The sequence below is a fragment of the Synechococcus sp. CBW1002 genome, assembly GCF_015840915.1.
GTDB lineage: Bacteria > Cyanobacteriota > Cyanobacteriia > PCC-6307 > Cyanobiaceae > CBW1002.
The window spans coordinates 2,519,774-2,532,640 of the sequence record NZ_CP060398.1; the positions used below are offsets into that span (position 1 = coordinate 2,519,774).

Annotated in this window: 21 protein-coding genes and 1 riboswitch; of the genes, 8 read left to right on the plus strand and 13 right to left on the minus strand. The window is 66.6% G+C overall.

The features are described 5' to 3' along the window. Positions 1–4: 4 nt before the first annotated feature. Together H8F24_RS12415 and H8F24_RS12420 are read left to right on the plus strand one after the other, a co-directional pair. Positions 5–136: a hypothetical protein gene (locus H8F24_RS12415; protein WP_231597799.1), complete on the plus strand. Its 132-nt coding sequence runs from the start codon at positions 5–7 to the stop codon at positions 134–136. Positions 137–303: 167 nt separating this feature from the next. Beyond that, positions 304–507, plus strand: a complete 204-nt coding sequence (locus H8F24_RS12420; RefSeq protein ID WP_197169836.1) for a hypothetical protein — start codon at positions 304–306, stop codon at positions 505–507. Positions 508–709: 202 nt separating this feature from the next. On the opposite strand, the gene istB is transcribed toward H8F24_RS12420, so the two are convergent. Both istB and istA read right to left on the minus strand, forming a co-directional pair. After that, positions 710–1,477, minus strand: a complete 768-nt coding sequence (istB, locus tag H8F24_RS12425; RefSeq protein ID WP_231598236.1) for an IS21-like element helper ATPase IstB — start codon at positions 1,475–1,477, stop codon at positions 710–712. Next, entirely contained in the window at positions 1,392–2,987 is a 1,596-nt protein-coding gene (gene istA, locus H8F24_RS19495) for an IS21 family transposase (protein ID WP_231597800.1), read from the minus strand. Before istA ends, istB begins: the two co-directional genes overlap by 86 nt. 6 nt (positions 2,988–2,993) lie before the next feature. Between istA and H8F24_RS20215 the strand changes: the two genes are divergently transcribed. Continuing rightward, positions 2,994–3,209: an IS3 family transposase gene (locus H8F24_RS20215; RefSeq protein ID WP_370594747.1), complete on the plus strand. Its 216-nt coding sequence runs from the start codon at positions 2,994–2,996 to the stop codon at positions 3,207–3,209. A 40-nt stretch (positions 3,210–3,249) separates the two neighbouring features. On the opposite strand, the gene H8F24_RS12430 is transcribed toward H8F24_RS20215, so the two are convergent. From H8F24_RS12430 to H8F24_RS12445, 4 genes are all read right to left on the minus strand, one after another. Beyond that, positions 3,250–3,549, minus strand: coding sequence for a hypothetical protein (locus H8F24_RS12430; RefSeq protein WP_197169837.1), 300 nt, complete (start codon positions 3,547–3,549; stop codon positions 3,250–3,252). Between the two features lie 136 nt (positions 3,550–3,685). Further along, complete coding sequence (locus tag H8F24_RS12435; RefSeq protein WP_197172298.1) at positions 3,686–4,624, minus strand: ArdC family protein; 939 nt, start codon at positions 4,622–4,624, stop codon at positions 3,686–3,688. A 458-nt stretch (positions 4,625–5,082) separates the two neighbouring features. Then, on the minus strand, positions 5,083–5,511 hold the full coding sequence (locus tag H8F24_RS12440; protein ID WP_197169838.1) for a hypothetical protein: 429 nt from the start codon (positions 5,509–5,511) through the stop codon (positions 5,083–5,085). Between the two features lie 5 nt (positions 5,512–5,516). Then, complete coding sequence (locus H8F24_RS12445) at positions 5,517–5,801, minus strand: hypothetical protein (RefSeq protein ID WP_197169839.1); 285 nt, start codon at positions 5,799–5,801, stop codon at positions 5,517–5,519. Here H8F24_RS12445 and H8F24_RS12450 point away from each other — a divergent pair. Beyond that, positions 5,775–6,245 carry a hypothetical protein gene (locus H8F24_RS12450; protein ID WP_197169840.1) on the plus strand — a complete coding sequence of 157 codons (471 nt, stop codon included), beginning with the start codon at positions 5,775–5,777 and terminating at the stop codon, positions 6,243–6,245. The two genes, H8F24_RS12445 and H8F24_RS12450, sit on opposite strands and share 27 nt — an antisense overlap. A gap of 36 nt (positions 6,246–6,281) precedes the next feature. On the opposite strand, the gene H8F24_RS12455 is transcribed toward H8F24_RS12450, so the two are convergent. After that, on the minus strand, positions 6,282–6,494 hold the full coding sequence (locus H8F24_RS12455; protein WP_197169841.1) for a hypothetical protein: 213 nt from the start codon (positions 6,492–6,494) through the stop codon (positions 6,282–6,284). 391 nt (positions 6,495–6,885) lie between these two features. Here H8F24_RS12455 and H8F24_RS12460 point away from each other — a divergent pair, with 391 nt between their 5' ends. The 3 genes from H8F24_RS12460 to H8F24_RS12470 all read left to right on the plus strand — a co-directional run bounded on the left by H8F24_RS12460 (position 6,886) and on the right by H8F24_RS12470 (position 8,366). After that, a complete protein-coding gene (locus H8F24_RS12460) occupies positions 6,886–7,488 on the plus strand; it encodes a hypothetical protein (RefSeq protein WP_197169842.1) in 603 nt (200 codons plus the stop codon). Continuing rightward, positions 7,472–7,969, plus strand: coding sequence for a hypothetical protein (locus H8F24_RS12465; RefSeq protein ID WP_197169843.1), 498 nt, complete (start codon positions 7,472–7,474; stop codon positions 7,967–7,969). Before H8F24_RS12460 ends, H8F24_RS12465 begins: the two co-directional genes overlap by 17 nt. Before the next feature lie 73 nt (positions 7,970–8,042). Then, entirely contained in the window at positions 8,043–8,366 is a 324-nt protein-coding gene (locus H8F24_RS12470; RefSeq protein WP_197169844.1) for a hypothetical protein, read from the plus strand. Here H8F24_RS12470 and H8F24_RS12475 read toward each other — a convergent pair. The 6 genes from H8F24_RS12475 to H8F24_RS12500 all read right to left on the minus strand — a co-directional run bounded on the left by H8F24_RS12475 (position 8,312) and on the right by H8F24_RS12500 (position 11,613). After that, the gene (locus H8F24_RS12475; RefSeq protein WP_231597802.1) at positions 8,312–8,890 is read right to left on the minus strand and encodes a GNAT family N-acetyltransferase; all 579 of its coding nucleotides are present in this window, start codon (positions 8,888–8,890) and stop codon (positions 8,312–8,314) included. The genes H8F24_RS12470 and H8F24_RS12475 overlap by 55 nt on opposite strands. A gap of 13 nt (positions 8,891–8,903) precedes the next feature. Continuing rightward, entirely contained in the window at positions 8,904–9,509 is a 606-nt protein-coding gene (locus H8F24_RS12480) for a HupE/UreJ family protein (protein WP_197154137.1), read from the minus strand. Between the two features lie 23 nt (positions 9,510–9,532). Continuing rightward, positions 9,533–9,697: riboswitch (cobalamin riboswitch) on the minus strand. A 19-nt stretch (positions 9,698–9,716) separates the two neighbouring features. Next, on the minus strand, positions 9,717–10,268 hold the full coding sequence (locus tag H8F24_RS12485; RefSeq protein ID WP_197169845.1) for a phosphoglycerate kinase: 552 nt from the start codon (positions 10,266–10,268) through the stop codon (positions 9,717–9,719). Next, entirely contained in the window at positions 10,265–10,864 is a 600-nt protein-coding gene (locus tag H8F24_RS12490) for a HupE/UreJ family protein (protein ID WP_231597803.1), read from the minus strand. Before H8F24_RS12490 ends, H8F24_RS12485 begins: the two co-directional genes overlap by 4 nt. A 57-nt stretch (positions 10,865–10,921) precedes the next feature. Continuing rightward, complete coding sequence (locus H8F24_RS12495; protein WP_197172301.1) at positions 10,922–11,347, minus strand: hypothetical protein; 426 nt, start codon at positions 11,345–11,347, stop codon at positions 10,922–10,924. 14 nt (positions 11,348–11,361) lie between these two features. Continuing rightward, positions 11,362–11,613 (minus strand): DUF3721 domain-containing protein, encoded by a 252-nt coding sequence (locus tag H8F24_RS12500; protein ID WP_197154140.1) that lies wholly within the window; start codon positions 11,611–11,613, stop codon positions 11,362–11,364. A 130-nt stretch (positions 11,614–11,743) separates the two neighbouring features. On the opposite strand from H8F24_RS12500, the gene H8F24_RS12505 reads away from it, so the two are divergent. Further along, a complete protein-coding gene (locus H8F24_RS12505) occupies positions 11,744–12,175 on the plus strand; it encodes a MerR family transcriptional regulator (protein WP_231597804.1) in 432 nt (143 codons plus the stop codon). The last annotated feature ends 692 nt before the right edge of the window (positions 12,176–12,867 follow it).

Here is a 12,867-nt window from a genome sequence, read left to right on the forward strand (position 1 = left end):
GGCCGTGGAGCTTTACCTGCAAGAGAGCCTTTCCTGCAACACCGTGGCCGAGCGGCTCGGCCGTCCCACCAGCAGCCTGGCTCGCTGGGTGCGGCAGGCCCGCATTGATCGGGGCCAGGCTGGCACCCGTGACTAAGGCCTGCTCACCAGTGAGGAGCGCACCGAGCTCAACCGGCTCCGCAAGGAGGTGCGAGAGCTCAGGAGGGAGAAGGATTTTTTCAGGCTGGCGGCAGCGCACATTGCCAGAGAGCAGTTGCCGCCGAAGGGTTTCGCCTGATCGACCAGCTGGCCACACGTCCCTCGGTGGCCTGGCTGTGCCGGCAGCTGGGAGTGGCCCGTAGCGGCGACTACGCCTGGCGACAACGGCAGGAGGCGCCGGGAAAGCGGGCGGCCGAGAACGCCGTGATCACCGCTGAGATCCAGGCGGTGTTCCATGGGCACCGCGGCTTCTACGGCTGTCCCGTGTCAATCAGGTTGATGGCTTGTGCCAATCAGGTTGACCGGTGAGCCGGTTGAATTTTGCTGCGGCACCAGGCCTGAAATCCTGATGGGGCCTCGATCGTGCCCATGGCTGTCGTGGCGCGTCAATCAAGTTGTGGTTCTGGCCTCAATCTCATGGCGAGAGGGCCAGTTTTCGTGTCGCCGCCTTGGTTTTGCCGGGCTGGGCCGGTGTTGCCGTTGATCGTGGCGGCCATGACGTCCGCGTCAATTACGTTGGCGGGTTGCTGGAATCCTTGGAAACCCTTGCGGCAGCTGCCTTCTGCCGGTAGCTCTCGCCCTTGATCCCGATGATGTGGCAGTGGTGCACCAACCGGTCCACCGCGGCCACGGTCATCGATCCGCTCGGGAAGATGTCGTCCCACTCCCGGAACGGCTGGTTGCTGGTCACCAGCAGGGATTTCCGCTCGTAGCGGTGGCAGATCAGCTCAAACAGCACCGAGGTCTCCAGTTCGCTGCGGCGCACGTAGGAGATGTCGTCGATCACCAGCAGGGCATAGCGATCGAGCTTCTGGAGCATCGCCGGCAGGTCGTAGGCCGCCTTGGCCTTCTGCAGCAGCTGCACCAGCGTGGTGGCCGGGAAGAAGCGGCAGGCCTGGTCCTGCGCCGCCATTGCCATCGTGATGGCAATGGCCAGGTGGGTCTTGCCCACACCGCTGGGACCAAACAGCAGCAGGTTCTCCGCCTGCAGGAGCCAGGTGGTCTGCCGCGTCAGGCCTTGGAGCTCCTGCCAGTGGTGGGGCTCGAGGTGCTGGTGGTCAAAGCCATCGAGACCTTTCTGCCACGGGAGATGGGCACCGCGCAGCAGGCGTTGCTGGCGGGCAATCTGCCGTTGTTCCAGTTCCTGCTCACAGAGGGCGTAGAGGAACTGGCCCGGGCTCCAGCCCTGGGCATCAGCCTGATCGGCCAGCGGCTGCCAGTGACTGCGGAAGCGCGCCAGTTTCAGCTGTTTGAGCAGGAGCGGCAGCGCCGCTTCCACCGCCGCAGAGCGCGGGCATGGGGACGAGGTGGTCATAGGTAGCCAGCAGGTGTTGGGGGATGGCGGGATCGGGGAGGCTCTGGCAACGGGGAGGAACGCGGAATCGCTGCTGCAGAGCCGACAGCGAAAGGGTCTGGCGGCGTTGGGCCTGCTCCAGGAAGGCGAGCACCAGCGCATAGGAGGCCACCCGCACCGCCACATACAGGGCCTCGACCATCAGCCGGGCAGCGGCGTCACGGTCACCGCCGACCAGGAGTTGCTGCCAGAAGTCCCACCAGCGGGAATCAGGAAAGAGGTAGCGCTGGTAGCGGCAATGGAGCAGGGCCCGGGGCTTGGCCCGCAGGGCGTCGATCAGGTGCTCCAGATCGATGCACCAGGCCCGCTTGCCACCAGAGGCGCCATAGAGGCGGGGGAGCTGGCAGACCCAGTCGCTGTCCAGGAACACCACCAGCCGGTCGTGGTGCAGCCGCACCATGACCTGGCGGCCGATCAGGGTGGGCGGCACGGAGTAGATCACCTGCCGCACCTCGATCGTGCTGGTGCTGCGCACCCGCACTGTGAGCAGCTCGTAGTCGGCAAAGCGGAAGGCCGGCAGGGGCCCCAGGTGCTCCAGCTCCTGCTCGTAACGCCACTGGCGGGGGGCGTTGAGGGCACGGAACACCTCAGCGAGCAGCTGGGCGTATTCGGCGGGCTCCTCGAAATCGGAGCTGCCGCGCAGGATCAGCTTCTGCTCCAGCCGACGTTTCACATGGCCGTGGGGCGCCTCGACGATGCCGTTCTCGTGAGCCACGCCGCGGTTATTGCGGCTGGCACTGAGGCCGTAGTGGGCGCAGAGCGCCTGGTGGCGGGGGGTGATGTCGAGGGCGTAGCTGCCATCCCGATTGCGGCTGGCGGCCGACAGTCGATCGGTGCGCAGCTCCTTGGGCACCCCACCGCAGGCGGCCAGGGCGTTCTGCAGCCCTTCTGAAAGGGCGACAAAGCTCTCGCCACCATGGATGAGTTGCCCATAAGCCCAGCCGCTCCAGGCCAGGCGGTAGTGGAACAGCAGGTGGGGAAATGGTTCGCCGCGCAGGGTGATCGCCACCCGTTTCAGCCGGGTGAAATCGCAGAAGCCGATCTCTCCAGGCTGGTAGGCCAGCGGGAACATCACCTCCGGCGCTGGACCGTGCAAGGCCTTCCACTGCTGCACCCGCCGCTGCAGGGTGCGTTTGAGCGAACTCCAGTCTTGATCTGGCTTCTGCTCCTGCAGGTGCTCCAGCAGGGTGGTGGGCGTCAGGGCTGGATGGCGCTCCAGAAGCGGCAGCAACAGGGGCTCCCAGACCTCAGCCAATGGATCGGGCCGCCGCCGGCCACGGGGCTTGGCGGCTTTGGGTTGGAGGCGGCCAGCATCAATGCGGTGGGCACTGCTCACCGAAATGCCCGCCGCTGCGGCAGCCACCTCCTGGCGGCTGCCGGCTCGTCGTTTGGACATGTACAGCGCAATCTGTTGAGCGGTGAGGGGAGCAGGCATGAGCCGGTGCCCTGCGCATGGCAACCGGATTCAGCAGAGCCCCTCAGGAGCGGTCAACCTGTTTGGCGCGCCCCTCAACCAGATTGTCGCCGGATATACGGCTCCCCTCGGATCCACCAGGAGGCGCGCGCAGCAGGCCATCCGGTGGGCCGCCACCGTGTCGCCCAGCTCATGCAGAGGGCTGAGCTCAGGTTCCTGTGCCAGTCAGGTCCCTTCGTCTAGCTGCCGTGCATTGCAGCTGCCATGGCCAACAGGGGAACGCTCAGCCTTGGCTGCAGATCACCCGCTGCAGCACCTGCTGGGATTCCGTCTGCAAGGCCAGCAACACATCCCCATGGCGCTCACGGGCTGTGATCACCAGGGCCGGTCGAGGCTTGGCCGCAGGCCCATCCGTGAATGGGAAGGCGACCAGCACGATGTCGTAGCGGCTCAGCATCAGCCGGTGCCGGTCCCGCGGCGTCTGGGGTTTGAAGATGTCCGCCAGTAAGGCAGCCACTTGGTGCTCCGCAGAACCAGCACCAACCCCGATGGCACACCAGTCGCGGTGATAGCCGAACGACACCGCCGTTGAGCCCCGGTGCCGCCTGCGCTGCGCAAGGGTCGCGCAGCGACTCGGGTCAGCCCTTGCGCGGTGCGCAAGCCGGGGCAGGCCGGGTGGCGTGATCGCCGGCCCAAAGGCCCGCCTTGCCCATCTGGCCTCAGCTCCTGAGCACTTCTGGCGCCTCGGGGCAGATCAGATCAGCCGCCCTGCGGGCATCGCTGAGCACCTGCAGCAACACCCGGGGCGATTCGCGTAGCAGCTCGATCCAGTGGCCCAGATAGGCGGCGTGATTGGCCATGGCACTGCCGATTTCCAGGCGATCGCCCAGCAGCACCGCCCCCAGCTCGGCGACGAGCTCCTCACGGGCATAGGCCCTGCCGCCATCGCCTTCGGCGCCCATGCCGCCGGAGAGATCCCGGGCCAGCCGGGAGCCATGGCCGGTGGAGTGAATCGCCTCATGGGCCCAGGTGGCATAGAGGGCCGCTGCTGAATGAAAGGCCACGCGCTCCGGCAGCTGGATTCGATCCGGCAGCGGCAGGTAGCAGGCCCGATCGCCGCCAAAGCGCACCCGCACCGGCCAGCTGCTGAGCACGGCCTCAGCTGACGCCAGCCGCTCAGGCTCGGGGCGCTGGATCACTCCCTCGACCTGGCGGCGCTTCAGGATGAGCCCTTCCAGGGCCTCGCCCTCCAGATCGGCGGCATTGAAGACCGGCACCGGCCGATAGCTCACCCAGCTGCGCCCAGGCCCCGCGGCTTCCTGGCCAGCACCCCCACTTCCGCCCGTGCCTGCCGCATCAACTGGAACAGCCTCGGCCAGCTGGCCTTCGCCGCGCTGATGCACCTGGGGCCGCAGCACGTGCACGGCTTTGCTGCCCTTGCGGGGGAAGACCCCGAGCGCCTTGGCCTCGGCAAAGCCGCACCAATAGGGCAGGGCTGAACCCCGTAGGTGCATGCCCAGGGTGAGCAGCGCCGGATTGGCACCGCGGTAGCGACGGCCGGAGAGCAGATTCACGTGGTGCCCGCCAGCGGCGGCATCCCACTCGCGCCGCCAGGAAGTGGTGCCCGCCTCCAGCAGGGCGAGCAGGGAGGCGACCAGCTTCTCCTCTGGCGAGACCTTCGGGCCGGACGTGCCTTTCGGTGTGGAGGTGGATCGTGATGGGGAAGCAACAGCCACGGGTGGCAAGCGCAGGACCGCAAGCGCCAGCGCGGCCAGCGACAAGGGCCGGCCGCAGCGCTCACAGAACCCAATGCCCCCAGGCGTCTCATTTCCTGCGGCGGGCCGGCTTGGGCCAGCCCTTGCGCGGTCGCGCAGGCTGAGGACTCCTGCGCGACGACTCGACTGGGAACAGCGAAAGCCCGTCCTCCATTTCGCGGTGGGTGACTTGACCCTCACCAAAGCGAGAGCCCTTGAGCACAAGGCCCTGGAGGACCGCCCTCGTCGATGAGGAAGACAGCATGGGCCGAGAAGAGGGCTTGATTCGCACCGAACGGATTGATCGCCTCGCCCTGCGCCGCAGCGAGCGCTGGAGCTGTCGCTGCACCACTGCGGCGACCTCAGTTGAGCGAGCGGGCCCGGCGCTGCTTGCGGGAGGCCTTCTCGATCGCCTTCAGTTCCTCGGCCTCCTCCAGCAGCTCACCGGAGAGGGCCTCGAGATCGTCGGCGGCATGCCGCAGCTGGGCACTCAGCTTGAGCCCCTGATCAATCGAGGCGCTGTAGGCCGCAGCCGCCTGATCAATCTCGGCGAACAACTCCCTGTACTCCTCCGGTGGATTGGTGTCCCAGTCGGGATAGGCCGCAGCGGCCTGCTGCAACACCGTCAGGGCTGAGGACCAGCTGGCCTTGAAGCGGAAATCGAGATGGCGCAGATCCACATTGGCTCGCTTGAGCTCCTTGGTGCTGGTGACTGTTGCCAGGGCAAACACCTGGCGCTTGAGGTCGGCCAGCGTCGGTTGCTTCTGCCGTGGGGAAGACTTGCGGGCCATGGTGCTCACTCAACGAGGTCCAGGCCCAGCTGCTCACCGCCCCGCAGCTGCTCCAGCTCCCGGCGCAGGGCCTGGCTGGTCTGACGTTCGATTCTGAGGGCTTCTTGCAGCTCGTCGCGCTCGCGTCGATAGCGGTTGGAGTGGGCGACACGGCCGCCGAGGCTCTGGTCGTTCTTGGCCAGTTGCTTGCGGCGCTCCACCTCAGCCCCATAGGCACGCCGAAGAGCATCCAGCTCTTTCTGCAACTGCAGCTCCGCCTTGGATTGCTGCTGCTCGGAGCGCAGGGCCACGACGGCCTCCGCCTCCAACACCTTGATGCGATTGCTGAGTCGATCGACCTCAACCTGCTTGCCCTGCAGGGCCTGCTTGAGCTTGTGCAGGAGCGCACCAAGACGCGAGCATTCTTTCTCCTGATCGAGAACGTTGTCTTCGCAGAGGCGGGCGTATTCCCTCAGCAGGCCCGTGCGCCGCTGCAGAACCTTGGCGGTGCACTGATACTTGATGATCGTGATGACACGGCAGCGCTCCAGCTCATCGAGATCCTGAACCGACTTGAGTCACCTCAGCTCGTCATAATTGGTGCATTCGTGCCGCAACTCCTGGGTGGGGACATGGTTCTGGGCACCAATCAGCGGGAGGTTCCTGAGGTGAACCTGGCCGTACCAGTAGTCAAACTCGGCCTTCTGGTCCTGACCTCCGAACATCACCGGCCCTGCCTGACGAACGATCGTTAATCCGTCGATCCTAAGTAGCCCCATCGCTCCGTACCCTCAGGACAGGGGTGCTGGAGGCACACCGCGACGGCGCTCCAGCCGCAGGATGCGCTGGGCGTGGAGGTCGTTCTCCGGCGTCCATCCCGTCTGCGGTGGAGCATCCAGCGGCGACTCAGGCAACGAGGTTCCGCGCTGCGGACGGTCGAGGGTGGCCAGCAGCAGCAGGACAACCACCAGTTCAGCGGCCAGGAGCAGGTCGATCTGGGCCATGGGAAAGAAGGTCTCCGCGAACAACCGATCAAGCCTCAACCGCCTCTCGAGATTTGGATCATTTCTCCTGCGAAGAAGCAGTAGAGGTGCGCACATCCGTCATCAAGACCATCCGCGGGTTCGGCCGAGACCCTGGTCCGCAGAAGGGATGCCAGAGGCGTACAGCATGGGGAGCGACCAGGGCGGCAGCGAAACGGGGGGCGCGCTGGCGTTGTCGGTGTGTGGGTCTGTGAACCTTCCGGGAAGGCGCAGCCCATAGCCTCCGGCCCAAGAACCCAGGAATGCCAAGCCCTCACGCCAGGATTATGCAGCATGCGCATAGTTCTGCAGCCTGATTCGCTTTGGGGCTGGGTGCCGCAGGAGGCAGGATTGACCCTGACTGGCCAGCCGTATGGTTTCCCTACCCCCCACCTCTGATTTCCCGCCTGATCCCGAGCCCCTGAGCCGGGAAGATCTCAACAGCGTCTACCTCGAGCTGCGCAACTCCTATAAGAGCTTGATGATCAGCCGCGGGCAGTACAGAAGCCGCTCGATCAAGGCGCGCGATGAAACCGCCACGCTCAGGCAGAACTTGCTGGATCTCGCTGCCCGGGAAGCTTCCGTGCGCAGCGACATCTATCAGATGCTGGAAATCGTCACGGCGATTGCCGGAGATCTGGAAGATGCGGGTGATGACATCGTCAATGAATTCGGCCGCTACAAGCTCGGCCGTAAGAACTTTCAAGGCGGTTCCTTTCTCGGTGGCCTGGTGCAGGCGGTGATCCGCTTCATCAACCGCTGGACCCACACCAAGGAGCGGGTGGTGCAACTGGATCAGAAGCGCCAGGAGTTCATCGAGAAGACCAAGGATCTACCCCCGCTGAGCCTTGGAGGCAATGGCCACAACGGCCCCGTGAATCAGCCGGAGCGGACCCCACTCGCCAAGGTGGAGATCGTGGACAGCGCAGCGGCCCAGCAGGCCCGGGAGGCCAAGGCTGATGGGACAACTCACTGACACCCTGCGGGCCACGTTGCGGGACCTGGCCCAGTCTGACGCCCGCCTCTACCGCGGGCTGCAGCAGGAGCTGGGCGACACACCCCAGGCCACCAGCCAGCCACCACCGGTGCTGGAAGGGGACGCCCCTGCCAGTCGGGAGGAGCTGGAGCGTCTCTCGATCAAGGTGCTCTGGGAGCTGTGCAAACAGCGGGGTATCAAGGGCCTCAGCAGGGGCCCGGTGTCGAAACAGGTGGACGCCCTGCTCAGTCACCCCGATGGACCGCCCCTGCGCAGCGCCCTCCCCGTCAAGGCCGCCAAGGGCAGCAAGAGCGGTGCCGGTGCGGGCAAGCCGGGGACCAAGGCAGCTTCCGCAGAGCTGCAGGTCTTCGAGCAACGACTCGATCGGCTGGAGCAGCTGGTGGTGCTGATCGCCCAGCAGGTAGGGGTGCCCCCGGAGGCAATCGAGCGGCTGTTGCCGCCGGCGGCTTCGGAAGCCTGAGACAGCGAGGAAGCCCAGCGGGCCTGGGGGCGCTTGATTCGCTATTCGCGAATGCCACATAGCCCCTGAGGCCTTGGCCCGCTCACCCTCCAATCCCCAGCTTGTGCTGCGTCCGCAGGATCTGGTGGTGCTGCTGCGCCTGGCCCTGGATCCAGGCCCCGCGCCCACCGATGCGGCCCTCGGCGCCGAGCTGGGCCTGACGGCTTCGGAGACCCATGCGGCGGTGGTGCGCACCAGCGACCCAGCGCAGAGGTGCCCGCCGATCACCGCACGCCTGCTGCCTGCCACGGCGATGTGCAGGTGGGCACCATCAGATGAATGGGTGCCGCAGAGGCACCACCTTCATGGCTTCGGCCCCTCGACCAGCCCCTGGAACATCACCAAGGCATCGACGTAACCCAACTGCTTGTGGCGAAACGCCCCTGGCAGGGTTCCCACCAGCTGAAAGCCGTTGCGCCGCCAGCAACGGATGCCGGCGCTGTTGGTGCTCACCACCAGGTTGAACTGCATCGCCCGGAACCCCAGCCGCCGAGCCAGCTGCAGGGAGTGCTGGCAGAGGCGGCTGCCGATTCCCTGGCGGCGGCAGTGCACCGACACCACGTAGCCCGCGTTGGCGACATGGGCGCCGAGGCGCAGGGAGTTGGGCCGGAGGTAGTACGTGCCCAGCACGGCCCCGGCCACATCCACCGCCACCATCACCGCCTTGCTCTGCCCGACCCACGCCACCTGGGCCTCTTCTTCTGTGATGCCTGGGTCGTGGGGGAAGGTTTCACCAGCGCGGAACACCGGCTCCAGCAGGGCCCACACCCCAGGCCAGTCGGCCGCCGCATAGGGGCGGATCTTCAGGGGCGAGGAGAGCGCAGCCAGGGAAGGGGGATCCAGGGGATGGTGATCCTCGTCCCCCTCCAGCTGGTGAACCAACCCGCCTTTCCGATCAGCGCATCAGCAAGCCGATCGGCCCCAGGGCTGCCACCCCGCCGCAGACAGCCAGCAGCACGCACACGCCACGGGTCCAGGCCAAGGGCAGACGCCGCAGCGCCAGGAAGCTGCCGCCGCTCACCAGCACTGAGCCACTGAAGGCCCCCAGCCACCAGAGCAGGGCGGAGCCGTCGGCCGGAGCTTCCAGGCCGTGCAGCATGGCGTGTACCGCCACCGCTGCGGCCACCAGGGCGGCGCAGGCACCCAGCTGGGGGCTCTGCTGCGAGCGGAGACTGCGCAGCACCAGCACGGCCACCGCCGTAATCGCCAGAGCTGCGAGGAATTCCTGGGCCGGCAGGGTGCCGCCCATCGCTCCAAACACACCACCGCCGATCGCCCCAGCCAGAGCCCAGAGCAGCAGCTGCGCAGAAATGCAGGAGGCGGCGGCCCCGACGCCGACCAGCAGCAGCAGGTGATCGACACCGCTGATCGGGTGCAGGAAGCCGGCGGCGATGCCGCCGTGGGCGATGCCATGGGCCTGGGCGGGCTGATCCAGCAGCAATGCCAGTGCTGAGGCCGCGCCAAACAGGGCCAGAGATCGGGCAGAAGCAGAAAGGGTCATGATGGAATCCGGTCCGCGCCGGCGAAGAAGGGGCTCAACACGGCGAGCGTTCTGGCTGAGAGGGCCATGGCCCCCATCACAGCTGCGGGACAGCGCCGGACTCGGCTCAGGAGAACCCTGCGCCCCACCGGACTTTCCTCGTTGCCTCCAGGGAGTGACCCACTGGAACCGTGATCTCCATTGTGGGTCCGGCTGGCTGCAGAGGCATCACTGTGGGTGGCGGACCAGCCAACCGAACATCAGCAACGAGGCGGCGGTGATCCAGCTGCCGCCCACCCGCAGGCCGATCGCCAGCCAGCGCGGATGCGGCGGTGCCAGAGCCTGCGCAAGCAGAAGGCTCAACACCGCGATCGCCACGGTCTCCCCCAGCAGGGCCGCCAGCGCTCCTGAATGACCGGCCAGGGCCGATCCCGCGACCAGGGCGAACAGCCCCGCCAGGCCAGCAGCGAGGGGCAGCAGCTGCGCCTGCCGCAGCCGCAGACCGAGGGCCACCAGCAAACCCAGGGCCGCCAACAGGCCTGTGCAGACGACGGCCAGCAGCAGGGGCGATGGCAGGCGCAGGCCGATCAGGCCCCCCAGCAGCCAGGCCAGCGGCAGCAGCAAGGGCAGGCGATCGCTGCAGGGCTGGCGGGCCTGCACGCCCAGCAGCACCAGGGCGATCACCAGCAGCAGCTCGGTGGGCTCCAGAAACAGCCGCGCCATGCCATCACCCCAGGGCCCGAAGCCGGTGGGGGTGAGATGGGCGAGGAGCGCGATCACGTGAGGGCCTGCTCCAGGAACCACAGCCCCACCAGCGCCACCACCCCACCGGCCCCTTGCACAAAGCGCCGACCACCGGGCCAGCGGCGCGTTTCTCCCAGCAGGATCCCGAGCAGATGCAGCAGCCCCGTGGCGATCACAAAGGCCAGGCTGTAGAGCAGGGCGTTGCTGCCGGCCGGCAGTTCCGCGCCATGGGCATGGCCGTGAAACACCGCGAAGGCGGAAACGATCAGCGCCGCCAGCCACAGGGGCGGTCGGAGCTCGAACAGCACCATCAGCCCCATCACCAGACCCGAGACGGCGATGCCGATCTCCACCCCCGGAATCGGATTGCCCAGTAGACCGAGCAGCCCCCCGAGGGCCATCACCATGGGGAAGGCCACCGGCAGCACCCACAGGGCCGGTGGGCCGAGCACCGCACCCCAGAGGCCCACGGCCACCATCGCCACCACGTGATCGAGGCCCGAGATGGGGTGAAGCAAGCCGGCCACGAAACCACCACCGGTGTGTGCATCGGCATGGGCCCAGACAGACATCGGCACCAGGGCCAGGGCGACCCCGGCCAGCCAGGCCCATGGCCAGGTGGTTCGCGCCATCGATCTCAGGCCGTTGCCTTCCATCCTCAATCGGCTGACGGTCACCGAGGACTTCCCCTACTGCGGGTGCTGGGAGCAGGGCATCCAGAGGGAGCCCATGGCATGGACGCCGCTGCAGCCGAGTTTCCGGGCTTGCTCCAGGGCCTCCTCTCGGGTGGGGTAAGCCAACAGGTTGGCCGGCAACTGGCTATCGGAGCCGTGATGGTGCTGATGCAGGGCACCGGCAGGAGCCCCCAGGCGCTGCGGGCCCATGCCTTCCAGGCCTGCCCACCAGACCCCCATCACATTCACTCCCGCCACCAGCACGCCCATTCCCACCACACAGGCGTTCAGCACACCCATCCCCACCACGCCAATGCTGATGACGCCCATCGGCACCACGCCGATGCTCACCACGCCCATCGGCACGATGCCGATCGAGATGATGCCCAGGGGCGCTACCCCGAAGGCGATCCGCTTGGGCTTGTCCCCACATTGGGCCATGGAAGTGCTCATCCTCAGTGGGAGGGCCCGGAGCCCTGGCCATCACCGTGCTCGGCACAGGGCATCCACTGGTTGCCCATCCTGTGGGCGCCCGTGCAGTTGAAGTGCAGCTTGGCGGCTTTCTCCGCTTCTGCCTGAGTGGCGTACATCGCCGGGACGCCGCCCGAACCTGCGGCTGGAGCGGCCAGAGCGGCGGCGGAGAACAGGAGGTTGGCTCCGATCGCGGCTGCCGCCTGCACGCCCCACGGACTGAAACGGTGCGACATGGGACGGGTGATGAGCGCAGAGCGCCTGCTGGACCGGCAGCCTAGCGAAAGTCTCCAGTAATCCGTGATCAGTGGACAGTTGCTGGCAGGGCTGCTGTCGCTTGCCGGTGCCTACGCTTGAGCAGCTTCCATGGACTGGAGGGTTCAGGTTGTGCCCTTGCGGGGATCGCTGTCATCGGTGCCCATGCCGGGCCTGCGCATCGGCGAGGTGGCCAGGCGAACAGGCCTCTCCGTCAAGACGATCCGCTACTACTGCGACGAGGGACTGCTCCAGCCCAAGGCTCGATCCGCAGCGGGATACAGGTTGTTTGATCAGGAGAATCTCGCTGAGCTGACGATCATTCGGGCGCTGCGAGCGATGGATGTATCGATTCCCGAGCTGGCGAAGATCCTGGAGGTCCGGCGAGCTGGTGTCTGCAACTGCTCTGTCCTGAAAGACAGCATTGCGACCAGGATGGCGTCGATTGACCAGCGGATCTCCGAGCTCAGTGCCATGAAGGATGAACTGGCTCGTCTGCTCGGCAGCTGGCAGGACTGTGGGGGCTCCAGGCTGCAACGCTGAGCCATGGACTTGCCCTGTCGCTCCGCTGAAGCGTGAGGACCCCATGCCCAACAGGAAGGCGCCCCGTGGGGGGCGCCTTAGCACCGGTTGCGGCGGTCACGTCCTCACACCAGGAACTGCCGATCGGGTGTCTGTGGTTCACGCATGTCCTGTCTGGGGCCTGGCAGGGAAGGGAAGGAGATCACGTCTGGGAGAAGAGATGCTCGGGGCTTGACCTTCTCGGCTGTGATCCCGGCTCGGGTTATGCAGCCCGGGGGTTCATCACGCGGGAATCAGAACTGGCATATGGCTCTCTGCGGTTACGGGATGGCGTTCGCGCCGCGCCATCACGTTCACCTGTTGTGTGTCGCATCGTTGGCGCACCTCCTTTGTGCACACCGGCTCGGGTGATCCCTGGCCGGACTCTGTTGGAGGGTGAGGGTCGGGTTGGCTACCGGGCCTCCCCTCAAGTTCAAAGTACGCCTTCTCTGCGGCTGTGGGGGGTTGCTGGAGTACCTGTTCCCGTACCTTTTGCCACCCAGACAGCGCAACGCTGCTTCTGAGGCGGACCCCTCCTTCTCTGGAGTCTGCAGAGCCAACGGTTCTACGCGCGGGGTGCATGGATTTGCGGACTGCTGCATCAGCAGGGCAACCTGAAACCTGCTCCGGCACCACCCGCGAGAACAGCCGCGGATCGCCATGGGCTTTCGCTT